This window comes from Paenibacillus sp. GCM10027630 (assembly GCF_042676305.1).
Lineage (GTDB): Bacteria > Bacillota > Bacilli > Paenibacillales > NBRC-103111 > Paenibacillus_S.
Map to the genome: position 1 here is coordinate 76045 of NZ_JBHTGY010000049.1, position 14582 is coordinate 90626.

The window sequence follows — 14582 nt, forward strand, 5'->3', positions numbered from 1 at the left end:
CGTATGAGCAAAAATGGTAATGGCAATGTTGAATTTGGATGGTTTATTCCTACAACGGGTGATGGCAAATACATTGGGGTAAAGCCTGAGAGGGAATCGACCTCAGAGTATATGATTCAAGTTGCGCAAACGGCGGAGAAAGCAGGCTTTACATTTGCCTTGATTCCTACAGGGGGGTCATGCATTGATTCTTGGATCGTTGGTTCAGCGATTGCAACCCATACGCGAATATTGAAGCCTCTTGTAGCGATGCGCCCCGGATTAATAGCACCTGTATTGGCGGCAAGAATGGCCGCTTCGTTGGATTATATATCCAATGGACGTGCATTAATCAATGTTGTTACCGGAGGGTCTCCGCAAGATCTAAAAGCAACTGGAGATCCATTGGCCAACGATCATGACGACCGCTATGAAAGGACTTTGGAATTTTTACAAATTGTTAAGGGTGTATGGAATGGCTCCAAACAGAGTGGTGAGCGATTTCTGGCAGGTAGTCAAAATTATCAGGAGTCGGAGCCAGTTAACTTCAAAGGGAAATATTATGAGATTGAAGGCGGAGCCAGTCTTCCTGCACCCGTACAGAACCCGCATCCGCCCCTATATTTCGGAGGAAGCTCGCCTGCCGGTAAGCGAACTGCTGTAGAAACAGCTGATGTTTATCTGATGTGGACCGAACCGCTTGATTGGATTAAGGAACAGATTGCCGAAATGGAACAGCTGCGGGCTAATTTGAAGACGGAGAAGGGTATCGATCGTGAGCTGAGATATGGCTTGCGTGCTCAGGTACTCGTGCGTGAAACGGAGGAAGAGGCTTGGCGGGAGGCTTGGGATATTATAAGCAAAATAGACCGCAAGGCGATAGAGCAATCAGGACAGCGGTTTACACAAACAGATGCTACCAACCAGAAGCGTCAGAACGAGCTTCGCGAGCTGTCCAAGGAGAATGATTATATTTTGGGGCCTAATTTATGGGCGGGAATATCCCTTGTTCGCGGCGGTGGCAGTATGCTTCTGGTAGGTACACCGGAGCAAGTATCGGATCGACTCCTTGAATATATTGATGCGGGCATTTCTTCGTTCGTCTTGTCCGGTTATCCGAATTTGGAGGAAGCTGAGACGACTGGACGACTGCTGCTGCCGGAGATCAAACGTAGATTGTCGGAGCGGGCTGCTGGCTCGCAGCACATAGACTTTGTAGAAACTATTGCCTGACAGGCCTGATAGAGACAAAGGAAAGGAGCGAAGTTGATGGCGGACTATACGATAGAAATCGACCAATTGAATAAAACATTTCGGACACCACAAGGACCCGTACAAGCATTAAAGGAAATTCGGCTTCATGTGAAGCCAGGTGAGTTTGTTACAGTAATTGGTCCCAGCGGTTGTGGAAAAAGCACACTGCTCAAAATTATTGCCGGCCTCGATACGGATCATAACGGCCAGGTGCTGCTGGAGAAACACCGGATTGATCGGCCAAGCATTGAGAAAGGATTTATCTTTCAGGAGCATCGGTTATTTCCATGGCTAACTGTTGAGAAAAATATTGCGGCAGATTTACCGCTTAAAAATCCGGATGTGCGTAAGCGCGTGGATGAGATGATAGAGCTGGTAAGGCTGCAAGGTTTCGAGAAAGCTTACCCACGTGAGCTGTCGGGAGGGATGTCGCAGAGGGTGGCAATTGCAAGAGCGCTTATGCGCAACCCGAAGGTGCTGCTGCTCGATGAGCCGTTTGGTGCTCTTGACGCGTTTACACGTTCCCATATGCAGGAAGTATTGTTGGATATTTGGGTAAGAAACAAAACAACGATGATTTTGGTTACCCATGATATTGACGAGGCGATCTTTCTTGCAAACCGTGTGGTCATTATGAATGCACGACCGGGAACTATTCGTAAACTTGTACCTATCGATTTACCTTATCCAAGGAAGAAGGCAAGCTCGTCATTTCAAGAGCTTCGGCATCTGGTACTGAGCGAATTTGAAAAGGTGGAGGAGCTTGAGCTAATTGACAGCTCCGGTATATAGGTACCACAACAACTAACCATTATCCCATGAGGTGAAAAAAATGAATAATTCTGAAGTGCTACAAGGGCGGCCTGCTGTAATTGCCAAAGAGACCAAACCGGCAATTTCCGTACCGGAGGAACCGGGGAAATCCAAGCAGCGGGAGAGGATGAGGACCATCATCCGCGGTAGTATACTTCCTGTGACTGTTCTGCTCGTATGGCAAATTATCGGATCCACCGGTTTGGTTACTAAGACAATTCTTCCGACACCAGTTGAAATTACAAAATCCTTCATTGAGCTGCTTGTTAGCGGAGAACTATACAAACATTTACAGATCAGTTTATTTCGAGCGGCACTGGGCTTTCTTCTAGGAGGAGGGCTAGGTTTATTATTCGGAGTACTGGTTGGGTTGTTTAGACGGTTTGAGGATAGTTTAGACCCAAGCATACAAATGCTGCGAACTATCCCTCATCTAGCCATTACGCCATTATTTATATTATGGTTCGGATTCGGGGAATTTTCCAAAATTTTGCTGATTGCTAAAGGTGCCTTTTTTCCCTTGTACGTAAATACGTTTCTAGGTATTCGAGGCGTTGATTCCAAGCTGTTTGATGTCGCACGCGTCCTGGAGTTCAGCAGGTTTAAGCAAATTACGAGATTGGTTTTACCTGCTGCTTTGCCGAATGTGCTGTTGGGACTGCGGCTATCCATAGGGGTTGCTTGGCTCGGATTGGTTGTAGCAGAACTTATGGGCTCGAGCGAAGGGGTAGGTTATCTTATTTTGGATGCCAGACAATTTTCACAGACCTCTATTGTGTTTGTCGGCATTGTGATATTTGCTTTTGTAGGAAAGGGATCGGATTCAATTGTCCGGTACTTTGAGAAAAAATTATTGAAATGGCGGGATAACTTTAACGGATAAACCGATCATAGAGACCGCTCACACTAATGTGAAGCGGTCTTTTCCGGTTGAATGGATGTCTCTTAAGCTATTGACTTTTGTTTGCCGGGCCGAATGGCTAGTAGAGCCAGCAGAGCAGCAACAATACCAGTTCCACTGACCGAATAGAACAGTGAGCGGCTAGATATATCCATAAGAATTGAGGCGGCAGGGGGGCCAGCGGCAACTCCGATAAATCGCATGCTGCTGTATAGGGAAGTAATGGTGCCGCGCTGTTCTTTTTCAATACCTTCGGTGATCAACGCGTCCAGACTAGGTAAAGCCGCACCTACGCCAATACCGGTCAAGCTTAATAAAAGCAGCAATAATATCAATGAGGACGGATTCAGCCATCCACACATTATTAAAGCTCCGCTCAATAACACAAGGCTCCCCAAAGTGATCCATTTCATTAAAAGCTTGTTTTCCCCTATGATTTTTCCGGTAATATAAGAGGATAAGCAAAGAGCAGCAAGTGGAACGGCAAGTAAACAGCCCTTGTATACACCTTTTATCCCGTATTGATCTTCCAATAAATTGGACAAGTAAAACAGAGCAGAGAACACAACAAACATACAAATACCGCCTATCGCAAATACAGCTATAAGCCAGCGTCCTTTTTCTCTGAATATAGCTTGAATCGACTTCCAGAATTGAGGGAATTTCATAATCGAATTGGAGTTTTCGGTTTTCGGTACTTTTACCAAAAAGCCTACTAACAGGATCGAAATCAGACACAGTACAGGGATAGCATAAAAAGGGGCATACCAGCTGATGATCGCGAGTAGTGAACCGAGAATAGGGCTAAGAACCTTGCCGAATGTATTGGAAGTTTCGATAATGCCTAAACCGGAGCTAATATCACTTTCCTTCTTAAACAAATCTCCAACTAAGGGTAAAACGATGGGGGCCGCACCTGCAGCGCCTATTCCTTGAAGAAGTCGGCCCCATATAATTAAACTGTACCCATTACCCGAGAAGAAAGAAGCCATCCCGCATATGGCTCCTCCAGCCCCTGCCAGTATCAGGCTTGGAATCATCACTTTTTTGCGTCCAAAACGATCGGATAAGTAGCCTGCAATGGGAATAAGCACTATAGCAACCAGGGAGTACACGGTAATGATGAGGCTGATTTGAAATGAGCTGACCTGCAGCTTATCGGCAAGCGCCGGAAGAATCGGAATGAGCATAGAATTCCCCAATGTCATTATTAAGGGAACGGAGGATAAGGAGACTAGCGCTCCAGTTTTTCCAGTTTCCATACGGAAGTTAACCACCTCTGCTGACTGTTCGGTTTGAAAGTCAATGCTTCCGGTGATCCGGTCAAACATTGTCAATAATCGTAAGATTCTCAAATCGTTGTTTTACTATACAACCTAATTTACTTGGGATTATGGTCTGGACGATATTTGCTTAGTGTCAGCAAGGGTTCCTTTAGATGCCATTTGGATAGGAGCCCCGTCAAAAATAGCGGTTCCTTCCGTTTGACCTTCACAGATAGCTTTCATGGCACCCGTCTTGTCGAAATTAAAAACAAATACCGGCAGTTTAAAATCTCTTGCGAGAATAAAAGCCGATTGATCCATAACTTTGAGATTTTTGTTCAATACTTCATTATAGGGGAGGGAAACATAAGTGTTTGCGTGGGGATTCGTTCTGGGATCGCCATCCATCACTCCATCTACTCCTTGTTTGGCTACGAGGATGGCATCGCAATTCACCTCAAGGGCTCTTTGAACAGAAGGATAGTCAGTTGTTACATAGGGCTGTCCATTACCGCCGGCGAAAATTACGATGTATCCTTTTTCCAAATGATGAATAGAGCGCAAGCGTATATAAGGCTCGGCTACAGCACTTACTGGTATGGAGGACATAACCCGGACTTCCTTGCCGGTTTTTTGCTTAAGTACACCCCGCAGCATTAAGCTGTTAATAACGGTTGCCAGAGTGCCTATGTTATCAGCTTCTGCCCGTTCTATGCCCCAATAATCTGCCATGTTACCACGGAAAATATTTCCTCCGCCAATGACAATCGATACCTCGATGCCCATTTCGATAACCGAGAGTATTTCCTTGGCGATATGTTCCAGGCGTGCCGGATCAAATCCAAATTCATTACTGCCTGCTACAGCTCCACCGCTGAGCTTAATCAATATTCGCTTATACTGAATCATAATTACATTCGCCTCCAGTTCTTATTCGTAAATTAAAAAGAACTAAAGCACAAAGTGCCTTAGTTCTTTCATAATAAATAGGAATAGGGGAGAGGGATACGATTGGCTTTGCAGGTATGTTTATGAGCTTCATCGTCCTCACTCCTTGGTTACAATTTCATTTATTTCCCTTTAGAATACCGTAAATTGAAATAACTTACAATATCTAAGAAAAATAATTGATTTTCATTGCCTCCCGTACTTCTTGCATCGTTTCTTTAGCTGCTGATCGGGCTCGTTGTGTACCTGCAATAAGGATTTCGTCTACATGCTTGGCATTTCGGCTGAAAGTATCGCGTCTGTCCCGCATGGGATCAAGCAGAGCATTAATTCGGTCGGCGATCTTCTTCTTGCAATCCTTGCAGCCTATTGTGCCCTGTGAGCAGCTATCATAAATTTCGCTAGCCAGCTCAGGAGAAAACGCTTGATGATAAGAATAGACGGTACAAATTTCGGGATGCCCCGGATCATGCTTTTGAATACGAGCAGGATCTGTTTTGGCCCTTTGAATTTTCTCGCTGACCTCATCGCAAGTTGAATCCAATAAAATGGCATTGTTTAAGCCTTTGCTCATTTTAGAGTTGCCGTCTAATCCCATAAGTCTGGGTGTTTCACTAATTAGCGCCTGAGGTTCGGGGAAAACTGGAGCATATAACTGATGGAAACGTCGAATAATTTTACGTGTCTGTTCGATATGGGGCAATTGGTCTTCACCAACCGGGATAAGCTCTGCTTTGCAAATAGCTATATCTGCCGCCTGACTTACCGGATAACCTAGAAAGCCATAATACATTTGGGTATAGCCTCGTTCGGTCGCCTCCGATTTGATCGTTGGATTATGCCTTAGGGAATTGACGGTCACAAACATGGAGAAGTATACCGTTAGCTCAGCAATTTCGGGAATCATGGATTGAATGTACAGGGTTGATAGATTCGGATCGATGCCGCAGGCCAAATAATCCATAGCTACGTTTCGCAAATTTTCACTTACAATTTCAGGCTTTTCATAATGGGTAGTTAATGCTTGCACATCGGCCAATAAGACAAAGCAATCATACTTATGCTGCAGTTCAACACGTTTTTTTAAACTCCCGACGTAATGTCCAAGGTGCAGCTTGCCGGTAATTCGGTCTCCTGATAAAAGTCTTGGTTTCATGAGATTGCCTCCTGTTAAATGTAAATTTGATATAACATTTGTAATAACAGTTCCACCACCAGCCATCGTCCATGGACATCACCTCCTTAAAAAAATGCAAAAAAACCTCGCCGCAAAGGACGAGGTTATCGTGGTACCACCTTAATTCATCTCTACTAAGAGAGATGCACTTTTATGTACGGAAAGACAGATTGATGCTTTCGATACAGCTCTCCTTGTTAACGGCGAGAGATCCCGGCTTCACCTACTTATCGTTTCGGCAAAGCAACTCCGAAGTCCATTCATACGTCGGCCGGAAAACGGTTTACACCAAGCACCGTCTCTCTGAATTCCGGAAACAACGACTACTTACCCTTCATCATCGTCGATTCAATATTTAAATATTATAGGTTATCGGTCAGGGAAGCGTCAAGATATTCTCTGTTGAGTATCGGCTAAGTTGACTGAGTGAATTCATCTTTGATATCGCTCAATAAATTTGGATTTACTATGACATCATAAGCTGTGTTGGCGAGCACCTTGGCTCCGAGCAGCATACCTTTGAAAGCACGGTCTGTCATAGCGAAATCACGAAATTCCTTGGTGTGAAGCAGATGCTTCTCATCTGTAACCTTGATATAAGGATGGATTGTCGGACATCTTCTTGAGACATTGCCAAGGTCAAGCGAGCCGTGATCCTTGCCGATTTGAATTTCATCTTCTTTTATACCCATAACCAGAAGATTTCGAGTGAATTGATCAGACAAATGCTCATTGCTTATAAGCTCGTCGTAAGAATACTCGTAATTGGATGTTTTGACTGTGCACCCGGTTTGAAGCGCAGCTCCTTCGGCACAGCGCAATACCTTTTGTACAGTTTCGTCGGTGTAAGGCCGATTGGCCGAACGAATATAAAATTGGGCGACTGCATAGTCAGGTATAATGTTAGCCGCAGTACCGCCTTCCGTTATGATACCGTGAATACGTACATGGCTTTGCAGCTGCTGCCGCAGATGATTAATCGATTGGAATAGAAGCAGAACAGCATCTAATGCATTCACTCCTTCATAAGGGCTTGCTGCAGCATGGGCCGCTTTACCAAAAAACTCAAATTGTATGGCATCCATCGCTAGCGATTGTCCGGATTTCTCATAAGCATAGAATGGATGAGCCATTAAGGCAAAATCAACATCATCGAACAAGCCTGCCGCAGACATAGGCACTTTAGCGCCTTTGGTTTCTTCAGCAGGGGTACCATAAACGCGAATAGTACCGCCAATCTCGTCTATTACTGATTTCAGACCTATCGCAGCCGCTAGACCCATTGTACAAATTAAATGATGTCCACAAGCGTGACCTAGCTCAGGGAGTGCGTCATATTCACACAGAAAGGCCGCCACAGGACCGGGCTTAGCACTTTCATAGGTTGCAATAAAGGCAGTGGGCAAATCCAAAACAGGGCTTTGTATGCTAAAGCCATGACTTGTAAGCTCCTCTTTGAGTCTGGCTGACGCTAACCACTCTTCGTGACCAAGCTCCGGATTTTCTCCAATAAACCGAGATAGTCCTACTAGTGCGTCTGTATGCTCATCTATGGTAGTCGCAATTCTTTGTTTCATGTTTGATGGACCTCCTAAGGGTAAGCATGGAATATGTTTAATTATATACAAAAAAACCGCTACTGCTCAATTTGAGCGGTAGCAGCTGTGTTGTGGCATTTTATTGAATCGTTTTGCGGTTAGCTTCATGTATAATTTGATCTTCTAGAGAACGCTTTATTTTGCTCATGGCGTCAACTTCAAGCTGGTGGTTTTCACGGAAACGGACACCTGTTAAAGCAAGCGCCTCATTTATCGTTAATTCGACTGAAATCGTTTTTCCCTGTTGGTTCTGAGTCTCGTGAGTCATATTATATCGCTCCTTTACATGATCATTCTGCTGCACCAAGATAGGGGATTTTAGCTACGAGTGAAGGGCGTAAGTTGTGAAAAACCTTGATATTGCTTGATTTCAATATAACATACCATGTAATGTATTGCAAGGGCAAAAGCAGTAATTATATGGTTTATTTTTAATAGTTATCGAATTTCCAAAACCTCATGAGTCCGAGAGACGAAACAAAAAAAGCCATATCGTTCATGGGTGAAGACTGGGTGGTGAAGTAACGGGGGGAGGATGAAAGGGAAGTGCAAGAAGATTAAGGGGGAGTGGGTTTCTGATCTTGTCCCAAAAAGGATATCGCCAAGACATAAATGCATCTGCATTGAAAACTTCGAATAAAAGCTTTTCTTAAAAGTTAACCATTTACTGATCTGGGCAAGTGAAGCTTTGTGTGGGAGCTACATATCCGGGTACTTGTTCAGCATGCGCTGCATGGCAATGACTAAGTTATCAATTTCTTGGCTTAATTCGATGACTTCTGGTGCCAGAAAGCTTCCCTTCTGCTCGACTAATTTATATAACTGATTTTGCATCCGTTCCATGTCTAATCGAAGTTCTATATTTTCTTTTATGTAGTTACCCAATTTATACAACTCCATTCAGTACATATTCAACGGTATCAAGCAATTATAATACGAATCAATCATGAAAAATGTAGCTTTTTGTCGAATCAAATGTAAATTTTATGTGACAAATGCCGAATAATAGAATTTTTACCTGAAATACTAAGTTAAGGGGAGGTGATCCAATCGATGGATGTAACAAAAGCAAATTCCAAAAAGAATCCTAATTATAAAGAAAATAAATTTACAGAAGAAGAAGCCGTTATGCATGCAGACAAAGCCGCAGAGCGATCAGCCAGCTTGAATCAAATTCCGAAGCAGTCGAATCCGCAGTAGAGTAAATCCTAACCAAATTGCCATACTACCGCCACTTGTGTGGCGGTTTTTGTCGTCTTTATATAGACTTGTCGATTTATTGCATGGTACTATTTCATAGAGGTATGCCGATTGTTTTTATCCTATTAATTATTTATTCCATTAATTATGTACATAAAGGAGACTCAAAATGTATCGATTCCTTAGCGCTTCTGTGAAGCCTGCTATTCTGTTGAGCACAGCGCTGACAGCCTGTTTAATTATGCCTATGTCGTCGGAGGCGGTATCCGTTACTACCAACCAGCTCAAATTGTACGCTGAAAAAGCTCAAGCATCTTTAAATGGGGTACAAATTAATTTGGATGAGCCTCCTTCAATCATCAATGACCGCTTTTATGTGCCGGCGAAGTGGCTTGCGGATACATTGAACCTTTCGTTGGAGTGGGACAGCCAAGAGGAAAAGATCAAGCTGCTGACTCCCCGAGCTTTTATAGAATTCGATGCACCGCATAATACAATCAAAGTAAATGGGATCTCCATTCCTTTTGATACGGTGGCAGTAATACGAAACGACAGGCTAATGATTCATTTATCCTGGCTTGCCCAATATGCGGATATACCTTTTCAATATAAGGAAGAGTCCAAAAGTGTGGTTATGAACTATATAGGAAAGCCCTATGCTCCCTATCCGGAATCTATACTTCATAAGGATGATTCTCAGCCTAATTCGAAGCCGGCGGCAGTATTTGCCTTCGGCAAACCAACATACCGTCTTGGAGAACCTATAGAATATATCGATTTGAGCTATGACCCGGATGCTGAGGGATTGCCCGAATATGACTGGAAAGGCAAACAGGAAGCTTTTTTCCAACCCGGTGTCTATACCGTAACATTACAGGTCAGTGATCGACATGGGAACCGCAGCGAACCGTTCTCCAAATCAGTTACGGTGGTGAATGAGCCATTTGTCAGCAAGAATGATTATCCATTTTATTTCAAACCGGCCGGTACATTGGTAGAACTGAAGAAAGATTGGTTGAAGGGACTGCAAACAGCTGCGGATTCGAAGATTCCTGTAGTAGTTCGTCAGCCAGAGGACAAGAAGCTCATAGTTGGCAGCAGTGTCAATCCTATAGTACAGAAGGGATTTCTATACCAGGATTCCTTTAAGCAGCGTGCGCGATTATCATTGCAATACACCAATGGGCGGGAGAAGCCAGCTCAGTTTGCGATTGTTCTGAGAAATGACAGCATTGAAAAGTCTGTACATATCACGACTACCCGAAAAGCGGAAGCGCAAGCTTCCATCTACACTCCTATTCTTGCGCATAAGACGGCAGAACAATTTCTTATTAGCGGTGCTTTGAATGATGAACTGTCAATTGAGCCTGGAAGGGCTGTGTTTTATACAATCAGCTCGGAAATAGCGCCAGGACAAGGCTTCAACGGGATTTATGATTTGGAAACCGACGGCGAGGTGACAGTGTCCTACGTGATGATGGAGCCAGGTGAGACCTTATATAATCTTGGAGCTTACACGAACAGTGGACAAACAACTGCTGGCAGCGGATCTTATCCTGTAGCAGAGGTTTCTTGGCAGGTTGAAGCCAAAGATATGAAAGCTCCCACTGCAATAGGGATTGGAGACTCGGCAATTGAGCCCATTATCAAAGGCATTGACGCAAGGACCAGGAAGGAGCTCACAGTCCAGGGACTCGGGAGCATTCGCTATCGCATCCAACTGAATGTCGGTGATAAAACGACGGTAGCCCTTCACCCGCGATCGGGATTTTTTCACGGAGCTATACGTGTCAATGGCAACACCATTCCTGTTCCAGCCGGTGGTTTAACATCAAATGACATTTTACTCTTGCATAGAACGCAGGGAACAGAGAAAAAGGTCGATATCGAGCTTATGGCCACCGAAGGCAGCAGTGCTCCACTTGATCTGGTAATGATTCCACTTAATAAAACCAAGTGATTTGATTTTATTCCAACAAAAAGGAGTATTTGAGCGAATATGTTTTTGTGCAAAAAACTGACTATAGGTTTAACAGCTCTTCTGGTTTGTTTGCTATCTTTATCTACTGCAGCAGCATCAGCGGCAATACCGGTACCGCAAAGTAAATCCTTTCTTTTATATTTTGGGAAGAACGAGGCCTACATTAATGGATCTAAGGTGATTTTAGAGGCTCCAGCAATTGAACTAAAGGACAAAGCTTATATTCCTGCCGCCATACTGCAAGAAACTTTAGGGATTTCTGTTAAATGGGATTCTCCAAGTGGAAGCGTTCAGGTTACAACTCCGTCTGCTTTTCTTTCCTTTCAGTTATCAGGGAAAAAGCTATTTATTAACGGTGCTGAAGAGGATTACAGTAAAGCTGCCTTTATCCAAAATGATCGTCTGTACATCGGGTTGGATTGGTTGAAACAATATGTCGGTTATAAATTAACCGTTAATAAAGAGCTTCAGCGAGCAGAACTTGTATATGTCACTTTGCCTGGTTATACAGGTTTTTATAACGACACGATGCCTAACGCCAAGCCAATAGCCAAATTTTCAGTAAACAAAGAGCGGTATCGATTAGGGGAACCGATCTATTACACTGATCTTAGCTACGATCCCGATGGTGATGCGATAACGAAGGTTGACTGGACGGGTAAGGCCGATACCATATTTGAGCCGGGTTTATTTAAGGTATCCTTGAAGGTTACTGATAGCAGGGGAACGGAAAGCAGCGTTTTTTCACGTAATGTTGAGATTATTAATGAACCGTTCCTCGATCCATTTGAACATAAAGTGTACTATGAGCCGGTAGGGACCTTCGTTAAGGATGAGGAGGCGACTCTGCGTAAATATTTACGCGGTATTCCTCAGCTGCCGAATGTTACAAGTCTGTCGGTAGAGCGGCCTTTGATTGTAAGCGATAGCCCGGAAACGTTCGAAAAGAAGGGCTTTTTGTATCAGGAAAAAGTAAACGGAAAAGCAAGATTGTACGCGGATCATGTAAACGGTATGAAGGAAAAGGTACAGTTTGCCATTGTCGCTCGCAACGCCAATCCGAATGCGCCTGTACGAATTACAACTACACGACAAGGAGAGGTCTATCCATCGATTTATGCAAATCTGATCGGAAATGAAGCCTCGATTGAATTTCTGCAAAGCGACATGGCTCCCGAAACGATAGTAGTAGAGCCTGGACAAACTGTTTATTATAAAAAAATGCCTGAATTTTTCCCGGACCAGGGGATGAATGTCATCTATGATGTGGAAACGGACGGTGAGGTTTATTTCTCCTTTGTTGCGATGGACGCAGGGGCTGGACTAGATACAATCGGAACGTATAAACAATTGGAGTATACAGGTAATGTAAGAGGGACGTTCACTGGTTCAGATGTTAGCTGGAACGTTGATGCCAAGTCGTTTACGAAGCCTTCCAGTTTAGCTATTGGAGATGGTACAAGCGATATGTTTGTAACAGGGAAAGACTTCTTTACCAAACAGGACTCCTTAAACTTAGGTAATTATGGTGTGGTATATAAAATCCATGTGGATCGTCCTCGTAAAATGTCAGTGCTGCTGCTGCCGCGCGGCGGTGTATTCAGAGGACCGGTAGAGGTGAATGGCCGAATTGTTCAAACGCCTCCTTCCGGCGTCATGATGGACTATGAAGGTTATACCATATTGGCCCGGACGGATGGCACGGAGCCATCCTTGGACATTGAATTTACTCCTGCCGCTGGATCGGCATTCCCGGTGGATGTAATTTTCTACCCGCTGGAAGACAAGTAAACATCAAGAGTTGGTGGGAAGGGGCTGTCTCTCATTTTTTGAGACAGCCCCTTCTTGGCTATAACCAGTGAAATGTGGTCAGTTTTCAAAGCGTGCTAAGCCCTCTCTCGGGTTCGGGGATCGGGAATCGGGATCGGGAATCGGGATCGGTAATCGGGAACGGTAATCGTGGATCGGGAATCGGGATCGGTAATCGGGAACGGTAATCCTGGATCGGAAGTCGGTAATCGTGGATCGGAAATCGGGAACGGAAATCGGGAACGGAAATCGGAAGTCGGTAATCGGTAAACGGGGTTCGGAAATGGGTTACGGCATGCAAGGTGACCTTACGAGCCCTACCCGACGCTAATAACAGGAAAACGTCCTGTTAATTGATCCGGAAAATAGCATTCCTAGCCCTATAGATGGAATTTTGCATGTTAATTCTGCGTATTTTGACTGATACCGTCCATATCACCTATATTAGAGTTAGTTTTTCCAGTTAAATTGATTTCAAGCGAAATCCAGGCTGGATTAACGTGATGATTTCCATCTATTTCCTTTCTATTGGGAGCTGCCGATTTTAGATTGCTGATGATACTGACTGCTGAATATGGGCTGCAACTGCAATTGGTGTTAACAATAAAACGGTTGCGGACAAAGAGAGCAAAGCCTTAAGACCTGGTCGGTGCATGAAGCTGACTCATCCTTTCTGGTTCCTTTATAGGTTTACTTTGCGTTGTTAGATGGTTTGTATGTATCGATTTTTGCTTCATTTGCTTATTTTGGTTTTTTGTGGAGCCAAGATGTTATATAATACAAGATAGTGACCGATTAAGGCTGGAGAGGAAGAAGCGACCGAATGATTATTGTACGTAATTTATCGAAATCATTTCCGCCGGATCATCAAATTTTATCCCGGCTAAGCTTTCAAGCGGACGAAGGCGAGCTTATCGCTTTGATAGGGGGGAGTGGCAGCGGCAAAACTACCTTGTTTCGTTGTCTGTCTTTGAAGGATAAATGGGATGAAGGCCAGTACATATACGATGGTAAGGATATATCAGGAGTGGGCGGCCTTGAGCAGTTCAAATATCGTAAGGACTGGGCATTTCTTGAGGAAAAGCCGAATTTGAACCCGCGCAAATCTGCATTGAAAAATGTATTGAGCGGATTGTTCTTCCATAAAGCATGGTGGCGTATTCTGACAGGTACTACTTCGAGTGACGATCATATGACGGCTATGGATTATTTGGACAAGGTGGGCCTGCTGGAGAAAGCTCACGAGCCCATTGAGAAGCTGAGCGGCGGGGAGAAACAACGTGTAGCCGTTGCGAAAGCGTTAATTCGAGGAGCTAAAGTTATTTTTGCTGATGAGCCGGTATCGGGTCTTGATCCTGAAGCGGCAATGCGCGTCCTTGAGGATTTGAAGTCCATTTGCGAGAAGGACAAGGTTATCATCTTTTGCAGCCTTCATCAAATTGAACTGGCCGAGAAATTCGGTTCGAGGATATGGGGATTGTCCGGTGGACGATTAGTAGTAGATATTGCAGGAAGACGTTTGACGCATCGTGAAAAAGAATTAATATTTTAAACCATAGAGGCTGTCCCAAAAATCGTTTCTGGATTTTCGAACCCCACTCTAATGGGAAATTATCTACGAAAAAGACGCTTCCATCCCCACTTGCATAGTGGTTTT

The 14582-nt window shown here is 44.1% G+C and carries 13 protein-coding genes and 1 other annotated feature; of the genes, 7 read left to right on the forward strand and 6 right to left on the reverse strand.

Translation table 11 applies throughout. From position 1 onward, the window contains the following. The first annotated feature begins 3 nt into the window (after nt 1–3). The 3 genes from ACFQ0C_RS23560 to ACFQ0C_RS23570 are packed head-to-tail and all read left to right on the forward strand — an operon-like array spanning nt 4 to nt 2929. Entirely contained in the window at nt 4–1212 is a 1209-nt protein-coding gene (locus ACFQ0C_RS23560) for an LLM class flavin-dependent oxidoreductase (RefSeq protein WP_379370160.1), read from the forward strand. Between the two features lie 36 nt (nt 1213–1248). Then, nucleotides 1249–2025 (forward strand): ABC transporter ATP-binding protein, encoded by a 777-nt coding sequence (locus tag ACFQ0C_RS23565; protein ID WP_258213363.1) that lies wholly within the window; start codon nt 1249–1251, stop codon nt 2023–2025. Between the two features lie 40 nt (nt 2026–2065). Then, the gene (locus tag ACFQ0C_RS23570) at nt 2066–2929 is read left to right on the forward strand and encodes an ABC transporter permease (RefSeq protein WP_258213362.1); all 864 of its coding nucleotides are present in this window, start codon (nt 2066–2068) and stop codon (nt 2927–2929) included. Between the two features lie 62 nt (nt 2930–2991). Here the strand turns inward: ACFQ0C_RS23570 and ACFQ0C_RS23575 are convergent, their stop codons facing one another. The 6 genes from ACFQ0C_RS23575 to ACFQ0C_RS23600 all read right to left on the reverse strand — a co-directional run bounded on the left by ACFQ0C_RS23575 (nt 2992) and on the right by ACFQ0C_RS23600 (nt 8820). Then, on the reverse strand, nt 2992–4209 hold the full coding sequence (locus tag ACFQ0C_RS23575) for an MFS transporter (protein WP_379370163.1): 1218 nt from the start codon (nt 4207–4209) through the stop codon (nt 2992–2994). A gap of 129 nt (nt 4210–4338) precedes the next feature. After that, nucleotides 4339–5121: a UMP kinase gene (pyrH, locus tag ACFQ0C_RS23580; protein ID WP_379370165.1), complete on the reverse strand. Its 783-nt coding sequence runs from the start codon at nt 5119–5121 to the stop codon at nt 4339–4341. A gap of 205 nt (nt 5122–5326) precedes the next feature. After that, entirely contained in the window at nt 5327–6316 is a 990-nt protein-coding gene (trpS, locus tag ACFQ0C_RS23585) for a tryptophan--tRNA ligase (RefSeq protein WP_379370167.1), read from the reverse strand. A gap of 112 nt (nt 6317–6428) precedes the next feature. Beyond that, nucleotides 6429–6687: a binding site (T-box leader), on the reverse strand. A 63-nt stretch (nt 6688–6750) separates the two neighbouring features. Further along, nucleotides 6751–7914: a M20 family metallopeptidase gene (locus ACFQ0C_RS23590; RefSeq protein ID WP_379370169.1), complete on the reverse strand. Its 1164-nt coding sequence runs from the start codon at nt 7912–7914 to the stop codon at nt 6751–6753. A 100-nt stretch (nt 7915–8014) separates the two neighbouring features. Further along, on the reverse strand, nt 8015–8203 hold the full coding sequence (locus tag ACFQ0C_RS23595; protein ID WP_258213357.1) for a hypothetical protein: 189 nt from the start codon (nt 8201–8203) through the stop codon (nt 8015–8017). A 431-nt stretch (nt 8204–8634) separates the two neighbouring features. Beyond that, the gene (locus ACFQ0C_RS23600) at nt 8635–8820 is read right to left on the reverse strand and encodes an aspartyl-phosphate phosphatase Spo0E family protein (protein WP_258213356.1); all 186 of its coding nucleotides are present in this window, start codon (nt 8818–8820) and stop codon (nt 8635–8637) included. 168 nt (nt 8821–8988) lie between these two features. Between ACFQ0C_RS23600 and ACFQ0C_RS23605 the strand changes: the two genes are divergently transcribed. From ACFQ0C_RS23605 to ACFQ0C_RS23620, 4 genes are all read left to right on the forward strand, one after another. Further along, on the forward strand, nt 8989–9135 hold the full coding sequence (locus tag ACFQ0C_RS23605) for a hypothetical protein (RefSeq protein WP_379370172.1): 147 nt from the start codon (nt 8989–8991) through the stop codon (nt 9133–9135). A 169-nt stretch (nt 9136–9304) separates the two neighbouring features. After that, nucleotides 9305–11095, forward strand: a complete 1791-nt coding sequence (locus tag ACFQ0C_RS23610; protein ID WP_379370174.1) for a copper amine oxidase N-terminal domain-containing protein — start codon at nt 9305–9307, stop codon at nt 11093–11095. Nucleotides 11096–11134: 39 nt separating this feature from the next. Further along, nucleotides 11135–12907: a stalk domain-containing protein gene (locus ACFQ0C_RS23615; RefSeq protein WP_379370176.1), complete on the forward strand. Its 1773-nt coding sequence runs from the start codon at nt 11135–11137 to the stop codon at nt 12905–12907. An 841-nt stretch (nt 12908–13748) separates the two neighbouring features. Beyond that, a complete protein-coding gene (locus tag ACFQ0C_RS23620; RefSeq protein WP_258213350.1) occupies nt 13749–14477 on the forward strand; it encodes a phosphonate ABC transporter ATP-binding protein in 729 nt (242 codons plus the stop codon). Nucleotides 14478–14582 lie beyond the last annotated feature (105 nt).

Coding starts and splice junctions, on each gene's coding strand:
- ACFQ0C_RS23560 (WP_379370160.1), top strand. CDS start 4: ATGAGCAAAAATGGTAATGGCAATGTTGAATTTGGATGGTTTATTCCT.
- ACFQ0C_RS23565 (WP_258213363.1), top strand. CDS start 1,249: ATGGCGGACTATACGATAGAAATCGACCAATTGAATAAAACATTTCGG.
- ACFQ0C_RS23570 (WP_258213362.1), top strand. CDS start 2,066: ATGAATAATTCTGAAGTGCTACAAGGGCGGCCTGCTGTAATTGCCAAA.
- ACFQ0C_RS23575 (WP_379370163.1), bottom strand. CDS start 4,209: ATGGAAACTGGAAAAACTGGAGCGCTAGTCTCCTTATCCTCCGTTCCC.
- pyrH (WP_379370165.1), bottom strand. CDS start 5,121: ATGATTCAGTATAAGCGAATATTGATTAAGCTCAGCGGTGGAGCTGTA.
- trpS (WP_379370167.1), bottom strand. CDS start 6,316: ATGAAACCAAGACTTTTATCAGGAGACCGAATTACCGGCAAGCTGCAC.
- ACFQ0C_RS23590 (WP_379370169.1), bottom strand. CDS start 7,914: ATGAAACAAAGAATTGCGACTACCATAGATGAGCATACAGACGCACTA.
- ACFQ0C_RS23595 (WP_258213357.1), bottom strand. CDS start 8,203: ATGACTCACGAGACTCAGAACCAACAGGGAAAAACGATTTCAGTCGAA.
- ACFQ0C_RS23605 (WP_379370172.1), top strand. CDS start 8,989: ATGGATGTAACAAAAGCAAATTCCAAAAAGAATCCTAATTATAAAGAA.
- ACFQ0C_RS23610 (WP_379370174.1), top strand. CDS start 9,305: ATGTATCGATTCCTTAGCGCTTCTGTGAAGCCTGCTATTCTGTTGAGC.
- ACFQ0C_RS23615 (WP_379370176.1), top strand. CDS start 11,135: ATGTTTTTGTGCAAAAAACTGACTATAGGTTTAACAGCTCTTCTGGTT.
- ACFQ0C_RS23620 (WP_258213350.1), top strand. CDS start 13,749: ATGATTATTGTACGTAATTTATCGAAATCATTTCCGCCGGATCATCAA.